Raw genomic sequence first — 12,054 nt, forward strand, 5'->3', positions numbered from 1 at the left:
AACCGCTCACCCGCAGGCGACTTGACCTGCCCCACCCTCGCCACACCACAACCAACGAGCACAGAACATCTAAGTCACCAGCATTGGGCCTAGCCTTGCGGCGTCACACCAGTGCCGCGCCGCCGTCTATCGCGACCGTGGTGCCGGTGACGTAGGCGTTGGCCAGGACGAAGAGGTAGGCCGCCGCTGCTTCCTGGGCAGTGCCGACACGACGCGTGAGCAGCCCGGACCCCGCGCCCTGGAGGAAGGCCTCCGGGTCCGGGACGCTGCCGTCCCACAGCTCGGTACGGATCACACCGGGCTGGACCACGTTGACGCGCAGGGGGGCGAGTTCGACGGCGAGGGCCCGGGACAGGGCCTCGATGCCGCCGGTGATGCCTGCCGTGAGCGCGGTTCCGGACAGGGGGCGGATCGCGAGGACTCCGGAGCTGAAGGTGATGGAGCCGCCGTCGCGCAGCCGCGGTGCCGCGTGCTTGGCGGAGAGGAACGCGCCCCAGAACCGGCGCTCGAAGACGGCCCTGGCCTCCTGCGGGGCGGTGTCGGCCATCGGCTTGACCAGCAGGGATTCGCCCGCGGTGTAGACGAGGTGGTCGAACTCCCCGACCTGCTCGAAGAACGCGGCGATGGCGTCGCCGTCGGCGACGTCCAGGCGGCGGCCTTCGGCCGGCTCACCCAGCCGCTCCACCGCGGCGTCCACGCGGCCCTGGTTGCTGGAGGCGACCACGACGTCCGCGCCGGCCGCCGCGGCCTGCTGGGCCACGGCGAAGCCGATGCCGGAGGTGCCACCGATGATCACGATCTTCTTGCCGGCCAGAGACATGGGATCCGCTCCTTCGTCGGTGCGGTGCCGGGGGCGGCAGCCGCGATGGAAAGAACGTAAGCCTGCTCATCGAGACGCTGAATGCCCCAAGATCTCGATTCCCTGTCCTATCGTCTCGCCGTACGGGCACTAGAGTGGCTCCGTGGACATCTTGAGCGACACCCTCGAAGTCCTGCGCACGGGACGCCCGATGGTGACCCGCACCGACGCGCACGCCCCGTGGGCCCTGAAGTTCCAGCCCGTCTCGGGAGCCGGATTCCACGTGGTGGTGGAAGGGCGCTGCCACCTCCTGCCACCGCACGGGCGACCGCTCGCGCTCGGACCCGGCGACATCGTGTTCCTGCGGCGCGGCAGCGGACACACCCTGTGCGACGTGCCGGACCGCGATCCGGTGGACTTCGTACCGGACCGCGTGGACCGCTCCTCGCCGATCGGCCAGGTCACCGTGGCCGGACCGGGGCCGCGCACGGTGCTGGTGTGCGGCGCGTACGCGATCGACGCCGACCGCCCGCATCCGCTGTTCGGCGATCTGCCGGAGGTCGTCCACCTCCCCGCGGTTCCCGGCCGCCACCCGGTGCTGCGCTCGGCGGTCGACCAGCTGTGCGCCGAGTTCCACGCGCCCCAGCCGGGCTCGGATGCGGTCGTCACGGCGCTCATCGACCTGCTGCTGCTGTACATCCTCCGGTCGTGGTACGCCGAACTGCCGAAGGGGCGGACCCGGGGCTGGGCGGCCGCGCTGACCGACCCGGCAGTCGCCCCGGCCCTGAAGGCGATCCACGACGATCCCGGCCGTCCCTGGACCGTGGAGTCCCTGGGAGCCCGCGCCGGGCTGTCCCGCGCGGCGTTCGCCCGCCGCTTCGCCTCGGTGGTCGGCGAGCCGCCGATGACCTACCTGACCAACTGGCGGATGGCCACCGCGGCGCGGCTGCTGCACCAGTCGCGGACCCCGCTGAGCGCCATCGCCCGACACGCCGGGTACACATCGGAGTTCGCCTTCGCCAAAGCCTTCAAACGGCACTTCGGGTCGCCGCCGGGGGTCTACCGCAAGCAGGTCGCGACGGCAGGCGAAGAGCCGGGCGGGTACCGCTGACCAAGCCCCGTCCCGCCGGACGGCGTCCCACGTGCAGTGGCCCAGAAGAGGGCTCTCCCCTTGACGCGCATTTAGTTAGCCTCCATATTATCCCCATGGACGCACGCGAAGCCTCAGCCGAGGAGACCCCGTCGCTGGACCAGGCCAGGCGCCAGATCCGGCGCTACGGTCTCGACTCCGACCCGCAGGCCGTGCTGGTCGCGGTGCGGTTGATGGCCGCCGGCGCCCGGCTCGGCCAGGCGAGCGAGGCCCACTTCTCCCGGTTCGGGCTGTCCACCGGCCGCTACCGCCTGCTCGCGGACCTGGAGGACAGTGAGGGTGAGAAGTCGCCGTCGCTGCTGGCGGCCAGTCTCGGCGTCTCCCGTGCGACGGTTACCGGACTCATCGACTCCCTGGAGAGGGACGGGCTGGTCCTGCGCCGTCCGTCCGCACAGGACGGGCGCGCAGCCGTGGTCGTCCTGACCGCTCGCGGTGCCCAGAAGCTGCGCGACCTCGCGCCCGACCACTTCCGCCGCCTCCAGGCGATGGTCGCCGACCTCAGCGTGGAGGAGCGCACGGTCTTCCTCGACCTGCTCTCGCGCGTCACCCGGGGCATCGGCGCCTTGACCGACCAGTAGCCGTCGCTTAGGGCGAACTTGCAGGTGATCGGCCCTCGGTAGTCCGAGGGCAGGTAGTTCTGCACGCCCAAATAGTTAGGCACCTAACTATATTCCCGACCGAAAGAAGCAAGGGGAACCGCCATGGCAAGACGGAGCATGTCGACCGACGGGGAACGCCCCCCGCGCCGCTTCGCCCTCGGACGCGAGGTACTGGTGGCCTACGCCGCACCCGCCGTGACCGCCGGCACCGGAGGCCTGGTCTCGGGGCAGCCCGGCCTGACCGTCGCCGCCTTCACCTCCATCGCGGGCACCTCGGCGTTCGCCGCCGCCCTCACCGGGGCCCGGCTCCAGCGGACCCGCGCCCGCCCCCGCCGCCCCGCCCGCCTGCCGAAGGCCGTACGGGCAGCAGGAGCCGGGCTGGTGGCGGCGGCCGTCGCGGCAGGGGCCGCACACCTGGCCGTACGGGGCTTCGCGGCATGGCCGGTGCCGTTCCCCTCCGGCACGCCATGGCCCGGCCGCCTCCGCCTGGACCTGCCGCTGTCCGCGGCGCTCGCCGCCACCCTCACCACCTGGCGCTGGCACGGAACCGCCCGCGCCGCGCGCTGAACCCCCACCACCACACCTGCCACCCTCAACCCGCCACGACCGCCGCCCCTGCGCGGCACGCGCGCGGGCCCTACGGAAGGACACCGCATGATCGCCGTCATGGGAGCCACCGGAGCCACCGGCAGCGCCCTCCTGGAACGCCTCGCGCAACTCGGCCAGACCACGCGGGCGTTGAGCCGCAACCCTGGGCAACTGCGGGCCCGGCTCGACGACACCACCCTCGCGCGGACCGAGCTCCTGGCCGCCGACGCGGCCGACCCGGCATCCCTGCGGGCCGCGTTCACCGGCGCGACCCAGCTCTTCCTCACCATGGCCAACAGCCCTGCCCAGGTCGCCCTGGAGACCAACGCGATCGCGGCGGCCGCCGAGAGCGGCATCCGGCACATCGTCAAGCTCTCCGCCCCCGGCGCGGGACCGGAATCCCCCGTGGCCATCGCCCGGGGACACCACCGCATCGAGGAGGCCCTCCGGGCCTCAGGGACCGCCTCCACCGTGCTGCGCCCCTACGCGTTCATGCAAAAGCTGCTCCTCCTCGCGCCCGGGGTCGCCGCGGGCGGAGTCGTCCACGGCTCGATGGCGGAGGCGGCCTGCAACTACATCGACTGCCGCGATATCGCCGACGTGGCGGCGGCCGCTCTGACCCGGCCCGAACTCGCCGGGCACACCTACACGCTGACCGGCGACAGGACGTACAGCCACCCCGAGCTCGTCGGCCTGCTCGGCAGCCTCCTGGGACGCGAAATCCGGTACGTCGACCTGCCCGGCGCCGACCTGCACCGCCACCTCACCACCACCGCCCGCATGCCCGACTGGCTCGCCGCCCACCTCGTGGAGATCCAGCACATGGCCACCACCCACCCCGAGCAGCCGGACGACACCACCCGCCGCCTGCTCGGCCGGCCGCCCCGCAGCCTCGAAGACTTCCTCCACGAGAACCTCGACCTCTTCCGCGGCGGCGGCGACGGCGAGCCGGGCCCGGCCGGGACCCGCATACCGAAGTCGGGAACTCCTTGACCCGGGTCCTCAGAGCCCCGCACCGCGCACGCCGGGCGGGCCGTGCGCGAGGGGGGGGAGGACGCGCACGGCCCGCAGCAGAGCCGTTCACCTTCCGGCCCTGCGCGCTCGTGCCCCGGGTGGGCGACCGTAAACGCGGCGGGCGGACAGTCCGGGGGATGGCGGCGGCAGGCGCCTCAATTCCCTGACTGAATAAGGCTGTTGACGGACCGTCCGCCCCTCCCCGAAGCAGCCCGTGGGCCGTCCGGCCCCGTCAGGACATCCCGTTGGGGCCGTACCACGGGCCGCCGTCGCCGAACCAGTAGCGGACCGTGCCGCCCGCCGCGTCGCGCGGCCTGTGAGTTCCCCGCGTCCTGCATCCCGGTACTGCCCCGGCCCCGTACCGATGACGGGGGTGCGGGTCCTGCACCGGGCGGAGGCCGGGGGCTGTGGTTCCGGATTCCCGGCCCGGGCGGGAGGCCCGCACGGCTAGGGTCGTGCTGCGGGCCGGACGGGTGTGCGCGGTGCCGGGCGGCCGGGGGCGGGTCATGGCGGGACGAGGGCGGGTGGCACGGATGCGGGTGTCTGGGCGGCGGCGGACGGGCACGGGTGACGAGCACGCGGAGGGAGCTGCGGACCCGGCGCGGCCGCGCCGGACGGCCCGGGCGGCCGCGGGTGCGGTGCGGGGTGCGGTACGGGCCCTGGCCGTGCTGGCACTGCTGGCCGGCCTGCTGGTCGCCGCCGGGACGGCGCCCGCGGCCGCCGGAACGCCGGCCCCCGACGGGTGGTGCTTCGGCGGCGGGGTCTTCTCCTCCGAGGTGGTGGACGACGGAAGCGGTCAGGGCCGCGGCGGGGGATACACGATCGCGCGGTTCCCCGCGAAGGGCCGGGCGTACCAGATGTCGCCGATGGAGAAGAGCACGCGGCCCGAGTGCGCGGGCGCGGTGCTGAAGGTGACGTACCGGATCAAGGCGAGCGGGCGGACGTTCAGCACGGGGCTGGGCGGTTCGGCGACCTTCGGCATCACCCCGGCGGACGTGTCCGTGGACGCCTGGCCCTGGTGCAACGTCTGCGTCCTGCTGACGACGACGCTGGACGACGGGGTGACCGGCTCCTGGGAGTTCTCCGACGAGCACGGGGTCTCGCACTGGATCCAGACGCCGTACCCCGACGACTACGACGGCGACAGGGTCCGCGGAGCGGCCGACGAGTGCCCCGACGTGCCCGGCTCCGTCGACTTCTTCGGCTGCCCGGAGCCCCTGGACGGGGACGGCGACGGGACGCCGGACTACCGTGACCCCTGCCGGTACGTCCCGGGACCGCCGTCCAACGACGGCTGCCCGCTGCCGGAGAACCGGCCGCCGCGGGTGCAGGCGGGCCCGGACCGGACGGTGGCCGGGCCGCGGGAGTTCGTGCTCACCGGGAGCGCCGAGGACGACGGCCTGCCCTCCGGCAACCGGCTGGAGAGCGCGTGGAAGGTGGTGTCCGGTCCGGGGACGGTGAAGTTCGGGGTGCCCTCCGCCCCGGCCACCACGGCCGCCGTGTCCCGGCCGGGCCGGTACGTCCTGCGGCTGACCGCCACGGACGGAGAGCTCACCCGCTCCGACGACGTGGTCGTCACCGCCAAGCCGGACGAGTACGTGGCGATGGGCGACTCGTACTCCTCGGGCGAGGGTGCGGGCGCGTACCTGAGGGGTACCGACGTCCGGGGGAACACCTGCCACCGCAGTGCCCGCGCCTACGGGCCGGCGCTGGCGAAGACGGCCGCCGCGCAGCTGCCGCGCTTCACGTTCGTGGCGTGCAGCGGCTCCCGGGTCAAGGAGTTCTGGAGGGCCAACTCCCTCGCCAACCGGGGCAGGGAGGCGGCCCAGGGCAAGGCCGTGGACCAGTGGACGGGGCTGACCACCCTGTCGTTCGGCGGAAACGACATCGGGTTCGAGGCCCTGCTGACGAACTGCCTCCATCCGCTCTACCGGCCGTGCGACCGGACCCAGCAGTCCACGTTCGACACGAACCTCGCCGTGCTCAAGGTGGACCTGCCGCTCATGTTCGCCGAGGTCAAGCGCCGGGCCCCGCACGGCAGGGCCATCGTGGTCGGGTACCCGCGCCTGTTCCCCGCCGCCCCGGCAGGGCCGTGCAAGGTCGCCGGGCCCCTCGCCGTCGACCGGTCCGAGCAGATCTGGCTCAACAAGATGGGCGGGCGGCTGAACACGGCCCTGGCGCAGGCGGCCAAGGCCGCCGGCTTCTCCTTCGTGAACCCCACCGCCGCCTTCGCGGGCCACGAGGTCTGCACCCGCGCCCCGTGGATCCACGGCCTGGTCGGCGGGCAGGAGAGCTTCCACCCCGCGCCGCGCGGGCAGGCCGCGTACACCGCGCTCGTGAGCGCGGCCTACCGCGCCCTGCCCAAGTAGGGGAGGGGATGGCGGGGGTGGTGCCCGGTGTCCCGGTTTCCGGGAGCCGGGCACCACCCCGTGCGGGTCAGGACGGGGCGTTGTCGCGGTAGTCCTCGTAGAGGGCCTGGAGCAGGTCGGCCTCGTCGGTGAGGCCGGCCGTGCGGCAGTGGTCCGCGGCGGCGGTCAGCCGGGTCATGGCCAGGTCGTGGCGGCCGAGGCCGTTGCCCTCGATGAGGGCGGCGATGCGCTGCGACTCGGCGCGCGGCCCCTCGCCGTCGCCGCCGCCCTGCGCGTAGTGGCCGACGGCGGCCTCGGCGGCGGTGAGGGCCTCGGGGAAGCGCTCGGCGTCCGCGAGGGCGCGGGCGCGCCGGTACGCCACCCGGCCCCGCTCCCACCATCCGGCGAACGAGTCGTCGGCGGGCAGGCCGTCGAGCAGTGCGTCGGCCCGGGCGAGGTGTTCGAGGGCGGTGTCGATGCCGTCCTTGCCGCGCGCCTCCATGGTCAGCCGGGCGAACTCGCACATCATCCGCAGGACCGGCGCGGCGTGGGGGGCCTCGCCGTGGGCGGTCACGGCGCGCGCGTACGCCGTGTCGGCGGCCGGCCAGCGGTCCGCGGCGGCGAGTGCCGTGGCCGCTTCGGCGGCCAGCCCCGAAACAGCCCGGACCGTCCCCTTTCCGCGCGCGTGAGGCCTGCCCGGGCGCCCGGCACCGCCCGCCCGGCGCGGCCCCGGCCCCGTGCTCCGCCCGTACGCCCGAGGGGCCCGGTCCGTCCCCGCGCCCCGCCTGTCCGTACCATCTGCTCTGCAAAGACACGCAGCACGGGGGAGCACATGGGCAGGTCACGACTGAGGGTCCTGGGAACGGGACTGGCGCTGGGCGCGCTGGCGGCCCAGGGCTGGCTCATGCCCGGGGCCCCGGCCCGGGGTACCGCACTGGAGCCGCTCTTCGGCACCGGACAGATCGCCTTCGCGGCGGCCAAGAAGGGCGAGAGCTACTGGTTCGCCCTCAGCCCCGTCCGCAACCGCAGCCGCCAGGACCTCGAACTGCTGCGCCCCGAGGTACCGGGACTCCCGGACGGCGTCCGCATCACCAGGATCGCCGCCTTCGACCTCCGGGAAACGGACGGCCTGCCCCTCGCCTTCCGGGACGCAGACGTCCGCAAGGGCCGCTTCACGGACTACTCCAAGGCCCCGATCAAGATCAAGGCGAAGAAGGACGGCAAGCGCTTCTACATGGTCCGCCTCACCCTGGTGAAGAAGCCGCCCCGGGTCGTCGAGGGCTGCCGTCTGGTGTACCGGCAGGGCGGGCGGCTCTTCAAGCAGACGGTGCACTGCTCGTACGGACTGGGCACCGACGACTTCTGACGGGGGCGCACGTGCACGGGAGCCGGGGTCTGCGATGAACGAATGGTCGCCGGAGGTGCGCGAGGTCCTGGGGGCCTCGGGACGGAGAGCAGCAGCGCTCTTCGAGGCCGGAAGGCACGGAGCAGGTTAAGGCTGGCCCAGTTTCTCGAAGAGCGCGCCGATCTCCGCCCGGTCGGCGACCAGCGGGAGCGTGTCGAAGTACAGCTCCCACTCACCGCCCGGGCCGAAGCGCTCCACGATCCCGAACGGGATGTCCCTGCCCTTCGGTCCGGAGACCGTGCCGTGCCACTCCACGTAGGTCGTGGTCCTGCCGAAGGCGGTCTGCCCGGCCTTGAAGCGTACGTCCGCCGTACCGAAGAACCGGTGGAGGTAGGCGCGCTTGCCGGCCTCCGTCGCCAGCGGAGCGTCAAGCCCCGGCCCCGACAGGCGTGCGCGGCCCATCCGGGCGAGCAGGGCGTCGACGTCCTCCCCGTTCCATGCCGCCAGGCGGTCCGGGATCTCCGCAGCCGTCAGGCGCTGAGGTGCCCGGCCCCGGGAAGGAGCCGGGCCGGAGTCCGCTATCCCGTCGAAGAGGCTCTGGGGCGCCTCCGCGACGGTGTCCCGGAACAGGGCGTAGCGGTCGTAGTAGCGGCGGGCCTGGAGACTCCTGCCGTCGTCCCCCAGGACGTTGCGCGCGATCTGCGGGTAGGCCACCTTGCGGCCCTTCAGCGTGACCTCGTTCCACTGGCCGAACATCATGACACCGCCTTCGGCCACCACGTCCGTGCCCCGGTAGCGCAGGTCGGGTACCAGCCTCAGCGATCCGGTGATGGAGGTGCCGATCACGCTGTGGCCGCGCTGGGGGGCGCCGCCCGCCTCCCAGAGGGTGGCCTCCTCGTCGAAGATGTCGAGATAGGCCTTCACCCGGGGGTGGCCCAGGTCTCCGACAGCGGGCGGGGCGCCGGTCGGCAGTTCACCGAAGGCGATCTGGCGCCGCATGAACGCGCAGGCGTTCGGGGTGATCCGGCCCTCCAGCCGCTCCACCTTGGCGCGCACCTCCGGGCAGTCGCCCCGGCCGGCTGCCTCCCCACCGCCCGGCAGCGCCACCGCCGAGGTCGCCACCCCCGCGACGACCGCCGCCACCACGACTCCCACCACACCACGACGACCCGTAACCATTCCCAACCCCCGTCTCGTTCCCGCCCGATGCGGCCCGATACCGCCCGTGCGGGGACCAACATGCCCGTCCGCCGGGGCAGGGGTCGATTACTCCCGAGGTAATGCCCGGCTCAGGCCAGAGGGGGGTACGGGCCTTCTCCGCTGTCGGGGGTGGGGTGGAGCGCGGGGACACCGGACTGGAAGATGCGCTGCTGAGGGAGATCCGCGAGGAGGTCGCCGGCGAGGCGGTCGACCTGCGCCCGTTCAGCCGGTCGGCGAACGACAGGGGCGAGACGGAGCACTTCTACACCGCCCGGATCGTCGCCTGGGACGTCGACGACCGCACCGGGCCCGAGTTCGCACGCGACGACCGCGACGACCGCGGCGAGTACCGGCTCGATGAGGTCCCGCTCACCGTTGAAGCCGTCGGGGCACTGAACCTCGTGCCGCCCCAGATCAAGGACGCGCTGCTCGACGCGATCCTAGGGGGAGACCTGACCGTCCCCGCGCCGTAGCGGCCTGCCGCCCGTGCGAACCGGCCGCCTCCGGGTCCGGGGCGCCGCGCCCCTGCGGCGTGATTCGGCTGAAACCGGCTCCCGCGGGTACGGGGGCGCCCTATCCTCGCGGCAGGGGGACCGCCTGGTCCCGGAGTCGAGGAGCGTGCGCCGTGGGCGAGCGGAAGCGCGGCAGGGCGTCTGCCCGCTGGTGGCGGGTGGGAGCGGTCCTCGCGGCCGCGGCCGCCGTGACCGGGATGGCCGGCGCCGGTCAGGCACTCGTGCAGGGCACCGGCATCACGGTGCAGGAGTCCACGGAGACCGAGGCCGAGGTCCGGGAGTACTGGACGCCCGAGCGGGTGCGGGACAGCAGGCCCGTGGAGATGCCCGGCTTCGTCGTGCCGGAGTAGCCGAGTAGCCGGAGCAGCCGGGCCGGGGCACGGGGCCGCCCGGGCCGGCCCCGCCGCCCTACCGGTTGACGTTGCGCATCAGCGACTTCGCCAGGGTGGAGTGCTCGGAGGAGAACAGGCCGATGTCGCGGTAGCCGCCGACGGGCTTGTAGTTGCGGTGCCCGTTGACCCCCACGATGTACATCCTCCCGGAGGAGACACCGGCGACCATGGGCCCGCCGGACGCTCCGCCGCCCATGTCGCAGGCCATCCGCAGGCGCTGGTCCCTGGGGTTGCCGGGGGCCGCGTCCGCGGTGTTGCCGCGGCAGAACATCATGTGCTCGCCCTGGGCGAAGTCCCGGTCCGGCCGGCCGTATCCGCGGGCCGGGTAGCCGTACGACCGGAGGTCGCCCTGCTTGGGCCCGCTCCCGAACTTGTAGCCGAAGGCCCCGATCGCGGTCTCGATGTTCCCGTACGTGGCGTGCTTCTTGAGGACGAGCGCCCCCATGTCGGAGAAGCGGACGTCGCCGGTGCGGATGTAGTCGGTCGGTACGTACGCCTTCGCGTGGACCCAGGAGCCCCACGGGGTCTGGCTCCCCTTGTAGGCCGGGTAGAAGACGAAGTTCGTGTAGAACTTCTTCGTCCTGCGGTTGTACAGGCAGTGCCCGGCCGTCCAGATCGTGTTCTTCCGCTTCGAGACGACGACGGCCGCCGAGCAGTTTCCGCCGGAGTGCAGGAGCTTGCCGACGAGCCTGTTCGGCCACGAGGCGCTGTAGGGCACCCGCGTGGACCTGGAGTGCGAGGGCGCGAGGGCGGAGCCCGTCCGTACGGCGGCCCGCACGCCCGGCTCGGTCGGCTCGGCGGACAGGACCCCGGAACCGGCGGTCAGGACACCGGAACCGGCGGATCGGAGACCGGAACCGCCAGGAACGGCGCCGGTTCCCGGGCTCTCACCCCCCGAGCCGGCGACAGGGTGTGCAAGGGCCCACCGGAGTCTGGCCGGTGTCCAGTAGGCGGCGACCTCCTGCGGAGTGTGCTGCGCCTCCTGGACGGTGATCCCTCCGGTCTGTGCACGGACGGGTTCGGCGGACACGGGGGCGGGCGCAGCCACTGCGGCCAGGCCCAGGAGGGCTGCCAGGGGACCTCGGGCGCGGCGGGAGCGGGCAGATGTGCGCATGTGCACGTGCGACTCCTTGGTCGTCGGATCGCAGGCTTGCCGTGCTGGTTGCTGTGGAGCCAAGCACTGCCGGAGGGCTCTGTGAAGGTGCTATTCAGGCCGGTCCTCGCCGGTACGGGAGCCACTCGTGCCACGAGACGGCCCTGTGCGGGTTCCCGGTGCCGCCGGTGCCACGGAGGATGCAGGGATGTTCCCGCTCGGCAACCGCATGGCGCACGGCAGCGGCGCGCCCCCCCCGACCGGCTGGAGGAGCCGGCAGGTTCCCCGCGATGGAGGACACCCTCGACGCGCGGCAGATGTTCGGCGCTGCCGCGCCCCACCTCGACGCGGACGGCAAGGTGCTGCACCGCTGGGTGGACAACGTGCACTACTACCAGGTGGACAAGCCCTTCGAGAATCCGAAGCACGCGGGCAAGTCGTGGCTGAAGGTGGAGGGCAACGCCCTCGCCGGCGGCAGCGGCATGGGCGGCGGGGGCGACTTCATGGAGGGCGTGCGCGAGCTCGCCACCCTCGAGGGCGTCCGGGAGGTCGGCCGGGAGACCGCCGCCGGGCGATCGGCCGTCCACTACAGCGGTACCAAGCCGATCAGCGCCGAACTGGCCCGCAGTCTCTCCGGCATGGGCGTCGACCCGGTCACAGCGGTCCGGGTGGACGTCTGGATCGATGACGCGGGCCGCCCCGCAAAGCTGGCCCAGGCCGTCGGCGGCAGCACCGTCACCATCGAGTTCCTCAGCTACGGCGCGGCGAAGCAGATCTCAGCTCCGCCCGCGTCCGAGGTCCTCGACGCGACCGAGGCCGCCCGGGACAACACCGCCAGGGCGCGGCAGCGCGGCTGAGGTCCGCCGCCACCGCCTGACCCCTGGTGTCCTGTGGGGACGCCGGGCTGAACCTGCCGCCGGAACCGGTGCGCCCCGGCTCCGCCGGGCCGTTCCGCGAGCCGGTGCCGGGCGGGCGGCGGGGGGTGGCCGTAGGGTCGGAGCCGTCACCGAGGAG

The 12,054-nt window shown here is 73.4% G+C and carries 13 protein-coding genes; 9 read left to right on the forward strand and 4 right to left on the reverse strand.

Translation table 11 applies throughout. From position 1 onward, the window contains the following. Window positions 1-103: 103 nt before the first annotated feature. Window positions 104-820 (reverse strand): SDR family oxidoreductase, encoded by a 717-nt coding sequence (locus ACZ7JZ_RS20955; protein ID WP_470941306.1) that lies wholly within the window; start codon window positions 818-820, stop codon window positions 104-106. Between the two features lie 142 nt (window positions 821-962). Here ACZ7JZ_RS20955 and ACZ7JZ_RS20960 point away from each other — a divergent pair, with 142 nt between their 5' ends. The 5 genes from ACZ7JZ_RS20960 (at window position 963) to ACZ7JZ_RS20980 (ending at window position 6,519) form a co-directional block, all read left to right on the forward strand. Next, the gene (locus tag ACZ7JZ_RS20960; RefSeq protein ID WP_470941308.1) at window positions 963-1,910 is read left to right on the forward strand and encodes an AraC family transcriptional regulator; all 948 of its coding nucleotides are present in this window, start codon (window positions 963-965) and stop codon (window positions 1,908-1,910) included. A 95-nt stretch (window positions 1,911-2,005) separates the two neighbouring features. Further along, window positions 2,006-2,527, forward strand: coding sequence for a MarR family winged helix-turn-helix transcriptional regulator (locus ACZ7JZ_RS20965; protein WP_470941310.1), 522 nt, complete (start codon window positions 2,006-2,008; stop codon window positions 2,525-2,527). A gap of 123 nt (window positions 2,528-2,650) precedes the next feature. Then, window positions 2,651-3,115, forward strand: a complete 465-nt coding sequence (locus tag ACZ7JZ_RS20970; RefSeq protein WP_470941312.1) for a hypothetical protein — start codon at window positions 2,651-2,653, stop codon at window positions 3,113-3,115. 87 nt (window positions 3,116-3,202) lie between these two features. Continuing rightward, a complete protein-coding gene (locus ACZ7JZ_RS20975) occupies window positions 3,203-4,129 on the forward strand; it encodes an NmrA family NAD(P)-binding protein (protein ID WP_470941314.1) in 927 nt (308 codons plus the stop codon). A 554-nt stretch (window positions 4,130-4,683) separates the two neighbouring features. Next, entirely contained in the window at window positions 4,684-6,519 is a 1,836-nt protein-coding gene (locus tag ACZ7JZ_RS20980) for an SGNH/GDSL hydrolase family protein (RefSeq protein WP_470941316.1), read from the forward strand. Window positions 6,520-6,586: 67 nt separating this feature from the next. Here the strand turns inward: ACZ7JZ_RS20980 and ACZ7JZ_RS20985 are convergent, their stop codons facing one another. Next, window positions 6,587-7,072, reverse strand: coding sequence for a hypothetical protein (locus ACZ7JZ_RS20985; protein ID WP_470941318.1), 486 nt, complete (start codon window positions 7,070-7,072; stop codon window positions 6,587-6,589). A gap of 258 nt (window positions 7,073-7,330) precedes the next feature. Between ACZ7JZ_RS20985 and ACZ7JZ_RS20990 the strand changes: the two genes are divergently transcribed. Continuing rightward, complete coding sequence (locus ACZ7JZ_RS20990) at window positions 7,331-7,864, forward strand: hypothetical protein (RefSeq protein ID WP_470941320.1); 534 nt, start codon at window positions 7,331-7,333, stop codon at window positions 7,862-7,864. 126 nt (window positions 7,865-7,990) lie between these two features. Here ACZ7JZ_RS20990 and ACZ7JZ_RS20995 read toward each other — a convergent pair whose 3' ends face one another. Beyond that, complete coding sequence (locus ACZ7JZ_RS20995) at window positions 7,991-9,001, reverse strand: hypothetical protein (protein ID WP_470941322.1); 1,011 nt, start codon at window positions 8,999-9,001, stop codon at window positions 7,991-7,993. Window positions 9,002-9,123: 122 nt separating this feature from the next. Between ACZ7JZ_RS20995 and ACZ7JZ_RS21000 the strand changes: the two genes are divergently transcribed. Beyond that, window positions 9,124-9,516 (forward strand): NUDIX domain-containing protein, encoded by a 393-nt coding sequence (locus tag ACZ7JZ_RS21000; protein WP_470941324.1) that lies wholly within the window; start codon window positions 9,124-9,126, stop codon window positions 9,514-9,516. 152 nt (window positions 9,517-9,668) lie between these two features. Beyond that, window positions 9,669-9,905, forward strand: coding sequence for a hypothetical protein (locus ACZ7JZ_RS21005; protein WP_470941326.1), 237 nt, complete (start codon window positions 9,669-9,671; stop codon window positions 9,903-9,905). Between the two features lie 58 nt (window positions 9,906-9,963). Here the strand turns inward: ACZ7JZ_RS21005 and ACZ7JZ_RS21010 are convergent, their stop codons facing one another. Further along, entirely contained in the window at window positions 9,964-10,665 is a 702-nt protein-coding gene (locus ACZ7JZ_RS21010; RefSeq protein ID WP_470941327.1) for a trypsin-like serine peptidase, read from the reverse strand. Window positions 10,666-11,330: 665 nt separating this feature from the next. Here ACZ7JZ_RS21010 and ACZ7JZ_RS21015 point away from each other — a divergent pair. Beyond that, the gene (locus ACZ7JZ_RS21015) at window positions 11,331-11,897 is read left to right on the forward strand and encodes an SCO4651 family lipoprotein (RefSeq protein ID WP_470941329.1); all 567 of its coding nucleotides are present in this window, start codon (window positions 11,331-11,333) and stop codon (window positions 11,895-11,897) included. Window positions 11,898-12,054: the final 157 nt, after the last annotated feature.

It is taken from the genome of Streptomyces sp. NPDC038213 (genome assembly GCF_055600495.1).

Bases quoted from the DNA above. Each gene is read 5' to 3' on its own strand.
- ACZ7JZ_RS20955 (WP_470941306.1), bottom strand. From the start codon at position 820: ATGTCTCTGGCCGGCAAGAAGATCGTGATCATCGGTGGCACCTCCGGC.
- ACZ7JZ_RS20965 (WP_470941310.1), top strand. From the start codon at position 2,006: ATGGACGCACGCGAAGCCTCAGCCGAGGAGACCCCGTCGCTGGACCAG.
- ACZ7JZ_RS20970 (WP_470941312.1), top strand. From the start codon at position 2,651: ATGGCAAGACGGAGCATGTCGACCGACGGGGAACGCCCCCCGCGCCGC.
- ACZ7JZ_RS20975 (WP_470941314.1), top strand. From the start codon at position 3,203: ATGATCGCCGTCATGGGAGCCACCGGAGCCACCGGCAGCGCCCTCCTG.
- ACZ7JZ_RS20980 (WP_470941316.1), top strand. From the start codon at position 4,684: ATGCGGGTGTCTGGGCGGCGGCGGACGGGCACGGGTGACGAGCACGCG.
- ACZ7JZ_RS20990 (WP_470941320.1), top strand. From the start codon at position 7,331: ATGGGCAGGTCACGACTGAGGGTCCTGGGAACGGGACTGGCGCTGGGC.
- ACZ7JZ_RS21000 (WP_470941324.1), top strand. From the start codon at position 9,124: ATGCCCGGCTCAGGCCAGAGGGGGGTACGGGCCTTCTCCGCTGTCGGG.
- ACZ7JZ_RS21015 (WP_470941329.1), top strand. From the start codon at position 11,331: ATGGAGGACACCCTCGACGCGCGGCAGATGTTCGGCGCTGCCGCGCCC.